The sequence below is a fragment of the Lentzea indica genome, assembly GCF_012184385.1.
In the GTDB taxonomy this organism is placed as follows: Bacteria; Actinomycetota; Actinomycetes; order Mycobacteriales; family Pseudonocardiaceae; genus Lentzea; species Lentzea indica.
Map to the genome: position 1 here is coordinate 1 of NZ_VSRL01000286.1, position 10,666 is coordinate 10,666.

At 68.6% G+C, this 10,666-nt stretch carries 13 protein-coding genes; 8 read left to right on the plus strand and 5 right to left on the minus strand.

Annotated elements, in window-relative coordinates; all coding sequences use genetic code 11:
* The first annotated feature begins 125 nt into the window (after positions 1-125).
* Complete coding sequence (locus FXN61_RS41945; RefSeq protein WP_188136070.1) at positions 126-329, plus strand: hypothetical protein; 204 nt, start codon at positions 126-128, stop codon at positions 327-329.
* Positions 330-376: 47 nt separating this feature from the next.
* Positions 377-622 carry a DUF2630 family protein gene (locus tag FXN61_RS41950; protein ID WP_167979412.1) on the plus strand — a complete coding sequence of 82 codons (246 nt, stop codon included), beginning with the start codon at positions 377-379 and terminating at the stop codon, positions 620-622.
* 15 nt (positions 623-637) lie between these two features.
* Here the strand turns inward: FXN61_RS41950 and FXN61_RS41955 are convergent, their stop codons facing one another.
* Positions 638-1,129 (minus strand): GtrA family protein, encoded by a 492-nt coding sequence (locus FXN61_RS41955; protein ID WP_188136069.1) that lies wholly within the window; start codon positions 1,127-1,129, stop codon positions 638-640.
* A gap of 74 nt (positions 1,130-1,203) precedes the next feature.
* Entirely contained in the window at positions 1,204-2,124 is a 921-nt protein-coding gene (locus tag FXN61_RS56010) for an AraC family transcriptional regulator (RefSeq protein ID WP_223165832.1), read from the minus strand.
* A gap of 70 nt (positions 2,125-2,194) precedes the next feature.
* On the opposite strand from FXN61_RS56010, the gene FXN61_RS41965 reads away from it, so the two are divergent.
* Positions 2,195-2,815: a class I SAM-dependent methyltransferase gene (locus tag FXN61_RS41965; RefSeq protein WP_167979413.1), complete on the plus strand. Its 621-nt coding sequence runs from the start codon at positions 2,195-2,197 to the stop codon at positions 2,813-2,815.
* Between the two features lie 123 nt (positions 2,816-2,938).
* Entirely contained in the window at positions 2,939-4,909 is a 1,971-nt protein-coding gene (locus FXN61_RS41970) for a WD40 repeat domain-containing serine/threonine protein kinase (RefSeq protein ID WP_167979414.1), read from the plus strand.
* Here FXN61_RS41970 and FXN61_RS41975 read toward each other — a convergent pair.
* Positions 4,906-5,373 carry a hypothetical protein gene (locus tag FXN61_RS41975; RefSeq protein WP_167979415.1) on the minus strand — a complete coding sequence of 156 codons (468 nt, stop codon included), beginning with the start codon at positions 5,371-5,373 and terminating at the stop codon, positions 4,906-4,908. The genes FXN61_RS41970 and FXN61_RS41975 overlap by 4 nt on opposite strands.
* A 78-nt stretch (positions 5,374-5,451) precedes the next feature.
* Between FXN61_RS41975 and FXN61_RS41980 the strand changes: the two genes are divergently transcribed.
* Entirely contained in the window at positions 5,452-7,080 is a 1,629-nt protein-coding gene (locus tag FXN61_RS41980; protein WP_167979416.1) for a purine-cytosine permease family protein, read from the plus strand.
* On the opposite strand, the gene FXN61_RS41985 is transcribed toward FXN61_RS41980, so the two are convergent.
* Positions 7,061-8,248 carry a chymotrypsin family serine protease gene (locus tag FXN61_RS41985; protein WP_167979417.1) on the minus strand — a complete coding sequence of 396 codons (1,188 nt, stop codon included), beginning with the start codon at positions 8,246-8,248 and terminating at the stop codon, positions 7,061-7,063. The two genes, FXN61_RS41980 and FXN61_RS41985, sit on opposite strands and share 20 nt — an antisense overlap.
* Before the next feature lie 132 nt (positions 8,249-8,380).
* Here FXN61_RS41985 and FXN61_RS41990 point away from each other — a divergent pair, with 132 nt between their 5' ends.
* Both FXN61_RS41990 and FXN61_RS41995 read left to right on the plus strand, forming a co-directional pair.
* Complete coding sequence (locus FXN61_RS41990) at positions 8,381-8,971, plus strand: cation:proton antiporter domain-containing protein (RefSeq protein ID WP_167979418.1); 591 nt, start codon at positions 8,381-8,383, stop codon at positions 8,969-8,971.
* Between the two features lie 21 nt (positions 8,972-8,992).
* Entirely contained in the window at positions 8,993-9,175 is a 183-nt protein-coding gene (locus tag FXN61_RS41995) for a hypothetical protein (RefSeq protein WP_167979419.1), read from the plus strand.
* Here the strand turns inward: FXN61_RS41995 and FXN61_RS42000 are convergent.
* Positions 9,172-9,933 carry a GntR family transcriptional regulator gene (locus FXN61_RS42000; RefSeq protein WP_167979420.1) on the minus strand — a complete coding sequence of 254 codons (762 nt, stop codon included), beginning with the start codon at positions 9,931-9,933 and terminating at the stop codon, positions 9,172-9,174. The genes FXN61_RS41995 and FXN61_RS42000 overlap by 4 nt on opposite strands.
* 166 nt (positions 9,934-10,099) lie before the next feature.
* Here FXN61_RS42000 and FXN61_RS42005 point away from each other — a divergent pair.
* On the plus strand, positions 10,100-10,666 hold a 567-nt coding region (locus tag FXN61_RS42005; protein ID WP_223165833.1), incomplete at its 3' end, for an extracellular solute-binding protein.

The following is a 10,666-nucleotide window of genomic DNA, read 5'->3' on the forward strand; positions in this document are numbered from 1 at the left end:
CCGGCCGGACCGCGGCGCAGGGGACCGCCGGTGTGCTGGCGGTGGCGGTCGGTGGCGCGCTGGTCGGGGCCGGGTGCGTGGGTCCTGTCGCGCCGCAATGCCGTCGGCGCGCACAACGTCAACGCGTGAGGAGCCGTGCCGTGCACATCGACTGGACCGGACTGGGACAGGTCCTGGGAGTCTCGCTCGTGCTCGGCGCGGGCGTCGTGACACTGTTCTCCGCCGGCATCGCCATCGCAGACCGAGGCCACCGCGTAGTGCCTGCTGTGAGCTTCCTGGCGTGTGCCGCGTTGGTCGCTTACGGCATCTGTCTGGTGGCCCTCCACTGAAAGTAGAGTCGGGGAAGATCAGCCGCTTCGAGACGGGACAGGCACAGATGAGCGACGAGAACGTGCTGGGCCGCATCAACGAACTGGTCGACGAGGAGCACGCGCTGCGCCAGCAGCTCGCCGCCGGCGAGATCACGTCGGACGAGGAGCACGCCCGGCTGCGGGCCCTGGAGGTGGCCCTCGACCAGTGCTGGGACCTCCTGCGGCGACGCCGATCGGCACGTTCGCTCGGCGGGGACGCGGACGGCGTCCCGGTCCGTTCCGCCGGTGAGGTCGAGGGCTACCTCCAGTAGGTCACTTGCAGTAGGTCACTTGGTGTCGCGGAAGATGATCCAGCGCATCACGCTGTACATGAACGCGGCCTCGCAGGCGCCGGCGACGATGCGCGACAGGAGGTACTGCAGGCCGATCGCGGTCAGCGCGCTGCCGACGCCGAGGATGAACGCCAGGTAGTTGATCAGGATCGCCACCGCGTACAGGCCCGCCTGCGGGCCGACTGGTGCGTGCGAGCGGAAGTTCAGCGCGCGGTTGAGCACGAAGCTCAGCCCGAACGCCAGCACGTAGGCGATCGTGAAGGCGATCGGCACCGGAAGGCCCAGCCCGCTGCGGAACGCCGTGAGCAGCAGCAGGTCGACGCCGAACGTGAACCCGTTGATCAGCGCGAAGCCGAGGAAGCTGGGCGCGACGACGCGGGAGAGACCGAACGGCAGCCGCCTCACGACCACTTCCATCAGGTCGTGAAACCTCGTTGCGAGGTCTCTTTCCGGGTGGCCCAAGGTGATCCGCTTCCCGCCGGTCATGGCACGACAGTGCCACGACCGGGAGGGGCGAATCCGGCGAAACGCCCTCCGCTCGCCAGGCCGTTCGCAGGAGTTCAGCGGCCGTTCAAGTGGTTGAACCGCCGCCAACGCGTCGGGCTCATGCCGTGCAGCTTGCCGAACGTCCTGGCGAAGTATCCGGCGTCGTGAAATCCCACCTGCCGCCCGATGTCGCCGACGGGAAGGTCCGTCACGGCCAGCAGCCGCCGTGCCTGGACCATCCGGCGCTCGGTGATCCACTCCTGCACCGTGCGGCCGGTGCGCCTGCGCACCGTCGACGTCAGATGGCCTGGCGAGATGCTGACCGCGGCGGCGACCTCGCGCAGTGACAACGGTTCCGGGTAACGCCGCTCGATCACGTCGAACACCTCGGCGAGCAGCGGTTCCGCGTTCTCGCGCAGATCACCGACCACGTCCGCGGCCAGCCGTGACACCCCGACGAGCAGCAGCACGAGGTGCGCGGACACCGCCTCGCGGTAGCCCTCGCGGCGCTGCTGGAGCTCGTCGTGCAGCGCCATGATCCGGGTGACCCACTCGTTGCGCTCCGCGGGAGGCACCTTGAGCCGCAACGCGCCGATCGCCCCGCCGTGGACGAACGGGAACAGCAGCGGGTGGGTGCGCCACGCCAGGTGCGCGCCGGGGGTGTCCGGGCCGAGTGCGTCGGCGGCGAAGAACACGCCCCAGCCCTGCGCGCCGGCGAGGTCGTCGCTGTGGGCCTGGCCCATCACGTCGCCGGGCGCGATGACGAACAGGTCGCCCGCCTCGACATGCCTGACCTGTCTGCCGGTGCGCACGATGCCGCCGTCGGCCGAGAAGTAGGTCAGGCCGGGAAAGTCGTGCGCGTGCGCCTCGTAGGCGCCGTTGACGCCGGGGGCGTGTCCCAGGGGCATGGCCGCCACGGACAGCTCGCCGGGCACCGGTTGCCAGGCGTAGGTCACCGGTCCGTCGCCGCTCAGGGGTTTTCGTTGCGCCCGCACCGTCAGATCGTCCCATTCAAACCACGGATTGGCACAGAAACCGTGCTGGAAGTCCAGACAGAATGGGTTCATGGCCGAAATATCGTCCCAAGAGCGTGACTACCTGCCCGGCATGGGCAAGCACTACCTGCTGCCCCTCTACGAGATGGTTCATCGGGTGTCCGGGCTGGGCGCCGTCCATCAGGAGATGGTCGTGGTGGCCGGGATCCGTGACGGGCACCGCGTGCTCGACGTGGGCTGCGGAACCGGGAACCTGTTGCGGTCGACCGGAAAGCGGCACCCGCACGCCGAGCTCACCGGCGTGGACCCTGATCTGAAGATGCTGGCCAGAGCGGAGCGCAAGCTGCGGCGGGCGGGCCTGACGGCGCGGCTGGACCGGGGGTTCGCGCAGGAGCTGGCTTTCCCCGACGCCTCGTTCGACAGGGTCTTCTCCAGTCTGATGCTGCACCACCTCGACACCTCGTCGAAGGACGAGATGCTCGCCGAGGTGCGCCGCGTGCTGCGGCCGGACGGCCTGCTGGTGCTGGCCGACGCCGTGCTGCACGACCACGGCCGCGAGCATCTGAAGGACAACGTCGGTGACGCGGTGGCGAAGCGAATCGCCGCGGCCGGGTTCACCGTCGAGCCCACCCGGCTGCGCAAGCTCAGGATGTTCGGGGAAGTCGGGATCGAGGTTGCGAGAGTCCACTAGCGACAGGTCCATTGTCGACCGATTGAGCACGCACGATGTTTCTTTGCTACCAACAGTTCCGGTACTTCCCGAAGTTGAGGGATACCCGCGAACGGGAGCGTGTTCCCATCTAAGCTGCCCGCCGTGACAGATGCGACGGGAAGTCCGGTGGCCCAGCGCTACCGGCTCGTTCAGGTGATCGGCACCGGCGGCATGGGCAGGGTCTGGCTCGGTCGTGACGAGATCATCGGCCGCGAGGTGGCCATCAAGGAACTGCTGCTGCCGGCCGGGCTCGACGCGCAGCAGCGAGCGTTGCTGTGCCAGCGTGCCATGCGCGAGGCGCAGCTGGCCGGTCAGCTCAACCACCCCGGCATCGTCACCGTGCACGACGTCGTCGAGTACAACGGCACCCCGATGATCGTGATGGAGTTCGTCAGGGGCGGCTCGCTGTCCGACGCCATCAAGGCCCGGGGCGCGCTGCCCGTCGACCAGGTCGCCTACGTCGCCAACGCGATGCTCGGCGCGTTGCGTGCGGCACACGAGGCAGGGATCGTGCACCGCGATCTCAAGCCCGCCAACGTGTTGCTGTCCGGCGACCGGGTCGTGATCACCGACTTCGGCATCGCGAGGCTGACCGGTGACGTCCCGCTGACCACCGACGGCTCGATCGTCGGCACGCCCGCGTACATGGCGCCGGAGCAGGGCACCGGCGCGGCGATCACCCAGGCCACCGACATGTGGTCGCTGGGAGCCACCCTGTACGCGGCCGTCGAGGGCCGGCCCCCGTTCCAGGGCCAGGACTTCATGACGACGCTGTCGATGCTGCTCACCCAGGAGCCGCCGCCACCGCAGCGCGCCGGGTACCTCTCCTCGCTGCTGGCCGGGTTGCTGCGCAAGAACCCCGCCGAACGCGCCTCGGTGGACCAGGCGTTCGCGCTGCTCGCCGGTGCGCCGGTGGTGCTGCCGGTTCAGGCCAGACCCGGGGTCAGCAGACGCACGTTGCTGCTGGCCGGTGGCGGCGCGCTCGCGGTGATCGGCGGCGGCACCGCGTGGTGGCTCACCTCGAGGAACGACAAAGGCGAGGCGGCAGACCTGCCGTCCACGAACGACAACAAGCTCTCCAACAAGGAGGGCGGATCCGAGCGGTCGACGACCTCGTCGGTGGCACAACCCGGTCGCCCGGACGAGATCACCGAGCACATCCAGCTGGCCGACCACAAGGACAGGGTCACGTCGATCGCGTGGAGCCCGGACGGCAAGCTGCTCGCCAGCGCCGACGGCGGCCTCGGCCGCGACGCCGCGGTGGTCCGCCTGTGGGACACCGAGACCGGCAAGCTCGTCGGCACGGTCAAGAACCCGGACGGGCCGGGCGGCGCCTCGGCGTGCGCGGTGGCGATCAGCCCCGACGGCAAGATCCTCGCGGCGGGCGGCAACCGCACCGGCGACGCGACCACGTACCTGTGGAACCTCGCCGACCGCTCGATGATCGGCGGGCTGGAGCAGAGCCGGTCCATCATGAAGTCCCTGGCCTTCCACCCGGACGGCAAGACCGTGGTCGGCGTGACCCACACCGGCGGCATCAAGGTGTGGGACGTGGCGACCCGCAAGGTCAAGATCGGCCTGCCCGACACCGACGGCGGCCACGAGCTCGCGTTCAGCCCGGACGGCTCGCTGCTCGTCAACGGCGGCACCAAGTACCAGGAGATCCGGCTGTCCGACCCGGCGTCCGGCAAGACCGTCAAGACCATCAACGACTCCACCGGCAGCGCGGCGTCGTTCTCCCCTGACGGCAAGACCCTCGCGGTCGTCGACGCCGACGGCAAGAACAGCATGCAGCTTTGGGACGTGGCGACCGCGCAGAGCAAGGCGGTCTTCGACCGGGCCGATGACGGCCTCACGATCACGCACGCGCTGTACCACCCGAACGGCAAGACGATCGCGGCCTGGGGTCTCGGCAACTTCGTCCAGCTGTGGGACGTGGCGTCCAAGACGATCCGCGCGACCGTCATCGGTGCCGGCGGCCAGATCGAGACCGTGGCGTTCGACCCCGAGGGCGAGCGGATCGCGGCCGGTGGGGCCGACAACACCGTCCGGATCTGGAAACTGGCCCGCTAGAGCGCTTCGAGCTCGGCGATGTCGATGCCGTTGCGGTCCAACGTGTCCGCGAACGCCTCGATGACGTTGTCGAGGATCCACTCGCACCTGGCCATCAACGCCGCTCCCTCCGCCGTGCGGAAGGCGGGGATGGCCGGGGTGAGGCGGGCGGACATCGGCCATTCGTTGTCGTACTGCCAGAGCTCCGCGCTCGGGGTCAGGAGGATTCCCGCGTCCTTGAGCACGCCGGGATGCGCCGCGCTCGGAGTCCTGGTGGTCAGCACGAGCCAGCCGGCCGCGATCCGCACCTTCTGGTCGCCCACGCGGTCGTACAACGTCTGCTCGGCCGGGATCTCGTGACGGGTCAGCAGAGTCGCCACTTTCCGCGCCCACGCCGTGATGGTCGCGGCACGGGCGGCCCACGCCGTCGCGGCTGCTTCGTCGGCGCGCCTGCGTTCCTTCATGAACGCCACCAGATCATCCATGACCCGAGACGGTAGCGTCACCTGGCCGTCACACACGCGGTGATCGACTGAAACGCGGGCTTCCTAGCTTCAGAACCCATGACGGTTGACGAGGTTGTGGAGCCCGCGCCGGCCCGCGGAGCGTCCAAGGAGACGCTGGAGGACTACACCCTCCGGTTCGCTCCCCGGACGTACCGGCGCTGGACACCGGCCGTCGTCGGAGCGTCCGCGCTGGGCGGGATCGCGTACATGGCCGACTTCTCGATCGGCGCCGGGATCGGTCTCACGCACGGCACCGGAAACGCGTTGCTGGCCATCGGGTTCGCCGCGATCGTCATCTTCGTCACCGGGTTTCCGCTGGCCTACTACGCGGCGCGGTACAACATCGACCTCGACCTGATCACGCGCGGGTCCGGGTTCGGCTACTACGGGTCCGTCATCACGAGCGTGATCTTCGCGAGCTTCACGTTCATCTTCTTCGCGCTCGAAGGCTCGATCATGGCGCAGGGCCTGCGGTACGCGATGGGCCTGCCGTTGTGGCTGGGGTATCTCGCGTCCACGCTGGTGATCATCCCGCTGGTGATCTACGGGATGAAGGTGCTGGCGAAGCTGCAGAGCTGGACCAACCCGCTGTGGCTGGTGCTGATGGTGGCGCCGCTGGTGTACCTGGTCGTCGCGGACCCGGACTCGGTGAGCCGGTGGCTCGCCTACGGGGACAGCGGTGTGAACACGGCGGCGGTGATGCTCGGTGCCGGCGTGTGCCTGTCGCTGATGGGGCAGATCGGCGAGCAGATCGACTATCTGCGGTTCATGCCGCCGCGCACAGAGCAGAACCGGCGGGCGTGGTGGACCGCGATGGTCCTTGCCGGACCGGGCTGGGTGGTCTTCGGCGCGATCAAGCAGGCGATCGGCGTGTTCATGGCGGTCTACGTGCTCGACGCGGTCGGCAAGGTCGCGGCGGTGGAGCCGATCGAGCAGTTCACCGGAGTGTTCAAGCAGTTCATGCCGCCGTGGCTGGTGGTGCCGCTCGCGCTCGTGCTGGTGGTGCTGAGCCAGGTGAAGATCAACGTGACCAACGCCTACTCGGGGTCGCTGGCGTGGACGAACTCGTTCACCCGCGTCACGAAGCACTATCCTGGCCGGCTGGTGTTCGTGCTGGTGAACCTCGCGATCGCGCTGGTCCTGATGGAAGCGGACATGTTCAGCTTCCTCAACAAGGTCCTGAGCTTCTACTCGAACTGCGCGATGGCCTGGGTCGTCACGGTCGCGACGGACATCGCGATCAACAAGTACGTCCTGAAGCTGTCGCCGAAGCAGCCGGAGTTCCGCAGGGGCATGCTGTACGCGGTCAACCCGGTGGGTGTCGGGTCGTTCCTGGCGTCGTCGATCCTGTCCATCTCCGTCTACTTCGGACTGTTCGGCGCGGCGATCCAGCCCTACTCGCCGCTGGTCGCGGTCGGCATCCCGATCGTGCTGACGCCGTTGATCGCGGTGCTCACCCGAGGCCGGTTCTACTTGCGCCGCAACGACGACGGCATCGCGGAGCCGGTGCTGGACGCCGGCGGGAACCCGAGCGGGACGCTGTACGACTGCGTGGAGTGCGGCGAGTCCTACGAGCGGCCGGACATGACGGCCAGCGCGATCGGGGGAGAGATCTGCTCGCTGTGCTTGAGCACCGATCGCGAAGGCCGTCACGTCCTGCCTGAGATCAGCCCACTTCGAGGCTGACGCCCCACGCGTTGAGGATCGTGCTGATCGGCACGTAGTTGATGTACCGGGAGCAGTAGATCCCCTGCGCGTCCGGTGCGGTGGTGCCGCACGACGTCGTCTGCGCGTAGTCCGTGTCCGGGCCGAGCAGGATGCCGCGCGCCTGCACACCGTTGGAGAGCTTCTTGAACATCGGACCGCCGCTGTCGCCCTGGCCGCCCATGATCCCCGACGTCGCCTTCACCTGGATGACGTTGACGGTGACGCCGCCGAAGCTGATGTTCTGGCTGTCGTCGTAGACCTCACCGCAGTGCTCGCCGGTGCTGGAGCTCGAGTTGCAGACCGGGTCGCCCGGCCAGTTCGAGGCCCAGTTCTTGACCGTCGACGTCGTGTTGCTGCTCCACGCGCCGCGGTAGATCTTCGGCGTGGTGGCGGGGGACGCGGACGGGTCGATCATCAGCGAGTCGACGGCGGCGATGCCCGCGACGGACGCGTCACCCGGCGCGATCTGCTGGCCGGCGCCGTCGGTCACCGCTGCGTTCGCGCCCGGATCGCAGTGGCGGGCGGTGATCAGCTTGCCGACGCTGCCCCTGAGCACCGCGAAACCGGACGTGCAGGAGCCGCGGCCGGCGTGCCGGATCCTGGCGCCGCCCTTCCACGGTGCCGCGTCGTTGGGCCGCGAGTAGCCCTCGGGCGCGTTGGTGCCGTAGTTGATGTGCACGTCCTCGATGCCCGCGACCTGCTTCGCCTCGTCCGCGGCGAAAGCCGAGAACGTGCTCGCCACGCCGACGTCGATGCCGCTGCCGTCCTGGCGCAGCGACGTGGAGACGATGCCGAGCTGACGGCCGTACTCGCTGGTCTGCAGGCGGGTGCGGGCCGCGTCGGCCTCGGCGCGGGAGTACTTGGCGCCGGGCACGATCGTGATCGTGACGCCGTTGGGCTTGGAGTCGGCGTAGCTCCGGACGTCCTGCGGGACGTCGCCGGACCAGCGGACGGTGATCGAACGGTGCTGGTAGTCGGTGCGCTGGCTGGTGAAGCCACGGCTGGCACCGAGCTCGTAGAGGCGGTCCGCCACCGGTGGGATGGCGTCGTCGACCGACAGCCTCGGGGCTGCCGACGCCTGGCCTGGCAGGAGCGCCAGCAGCGAGCCGGCGGCGAGTGCGGCCGCCGCCCATCTCTGCCTGTTCATCTCGATCTCCCCCTTCTGGCACCGGACGTTCCGGTCAGCGCAGGGGACCACGCCACCGGTGTGAGCAGCACCAGGGGATTTCCCTCATTGCTTCACGGGCAAGATCCGTCTACGTCAGACAAACTGCACGTCATGCAGGAACTGGCGTTGCTCGCCGTGGCGGCGGTGCTGATCATCGTGGCGGTGTCGTACCTCGCTCCCAAGCTGGGCGTCGCGGCGCCCGTGCTGCTGGTGCTCGTGGGCATGGCCTGCAGTCAGCTGCCCGGCGCACCGCGGGTGTTCGTGGAGCCGGAGCTGATCCTGGTGGTGGTGCTGCCGCCGATCCTCTACGCGGCGGCGGTGAACGTGCCGATCGTGGACTTCCGGCGCAACCTCAAGACGATCGGTTCGCTGTCGGTGCTGCTGGTCGCCGTCTCCGCGTTCGGCACGGGGCTGCTGATCTGGTGGCTGCTGCCCGACATCGGGTTCGCGGCCGCGCTCGCGCTCGGCGCGGTGATCAGCCCGCCGGACGCGGTCGCGGCCACGTCCATCGGCAAACGGCTCGGGCTGCCGCCGCGGCTCGTGACGATCCTGGAGGGCGTGGGGCACCACGATGAGGCGCGTCGCCGACGAGCTTCTCGCCAAGCAGGAGTGGTACGACGACCTGATCGGCTACCTCGACAGTTGTGTGGCGGAGGCGTTGGACCGTCAGGTCGACCTGGCGATGACGTTGTACGACGCTGACGACACCGTGCGGCGGAAGCTGTGGAACTTCGGTTTCCACGAGTCTTCGACGACCTGAGCCATCTGCAGGCGATCAGCGCTTACGGGTTGCTGGCGAGCGTCGGGAAGCGGCCGGACGGACGCGCCGTGCCGAACATCGCGTACCTGCAAGGCCTGCTGCACGGCGTGATCTTGCTGAACGACGACGATGAGTTGCTGATCTAGAACGGGTCGTTGCCGAACCGCGCCTGCACGTCCACCGTGTTGCGCGGCGAAGCGCCCAAGGTCAGCCGCGAGACGATCCGGTACCGGTCGCCCCGGTAGATCGAGTGCACGTACTCGACCTGGCGCCCCTCCGCGTCCGTGGTGAGCCGCTCGAACAACAACGCCGGCGCGAGTTCGGGAACGCCGAGCAGGGCGGCCTCGGACTCGTTCGTCACGGTCGGCTCGATCGACTGGATGGCCTCGCTCACGTGGACGCCGTGCTCGCGCAGGCGTTCGTAGAAGTCGCCGGACTCCATGTCGTGCAACGTCAAACCGGGCGCGATGGCGGCGGGGACGTGCAGGTACTCCAGCGCCATGGGCTCGCCGTCGACCAGGCGCAGGCGGGCGATGTAGTGGATCTCGGCGGCGGGGGAGAGGTGCAGGCGGCGGCCCACTCGGGCGCCGGCGGGGATGCGGGCGTGTTCCAGGACCCGGCTCTCCCACGTGCCCGAGGCTTGGGGGAGCGACATGGAACCCGTGCCGGAGACCATTTCCTGGGTGATCTTGGCGCGCGCCACGAAGGTGCCGCGGCCGTGCTGGCGGATCAGCAGGCCGGTGTTGACCAGTTCCTCCACGGCCGAGCGCACGGTGGGGCGGGACACCGAGAGTTGCTGGCACAGCACGCGTTCGGCGGGGATCGGGGCTCCCGCCGGGTGGGTCTCGATGAGTTCGAGCAGGTAGTCGCGGACCCGCTCGCGTTTGAGGATCGCTTCGCCCATGCCTCTCCGCTTCGTCGGCGGCCAGTATGTCATACCACTGGTAAGTAGCGGTCGGGAGCGCTCTCACGGGTCAGAGCTGGGTATTGACCTCGGAAGTGGTCTATGCCACTTTCTAGGCATTCCATCGGACCTGACCAATTGGTCACATCACGGTGAGAGGTGAGTCGTGTCGCGCTCCGCTGCCCTGCTGGTCCTGGCGCTCACGTTGTCCGCCTGCGGCACGTCCGCGGGAGGAGGTGAGAAGCAGGAGATCACCGTGTGGCTCATGAAGGACACGGCCACGGACGACTTCGTGACCAGGTTCGAGAGCGAGTTCGAACGCGATCACGCCGACCTGGACCTCAAGATCCAGATCCAGGAGTGGAACGGCATCACGCAGAAGGTGACCAGTGCGCTGGCCAGCACCGATCCGCCGGACGTGATCGAGGTCGGCAACACCCAGGTCGCGCAGTACGTCGCCAGCAAGGGCGTCACGGACCTGTCCGCCAAGAAGAGCGAACTCGGTGGCGCGGACTGGATTCCCGGCCTCGCCGAACCCGGCGCGGTGGACGGCAAGCAGTTCGGCGTCCCGTTCTACGCGGCCAACCGTGTCGTGATCTACCGCAAGGACCTGTTCGAGGCCGCCGGGGTCACGCCGCCCAAGACCCGTGAGGAGTGGCTCGCCGCCACCGCGAAGCTCGACCAGGGCGACCAGCAGGGCATCTACCTGCCCGGCCAGAACTGGTACACGCTG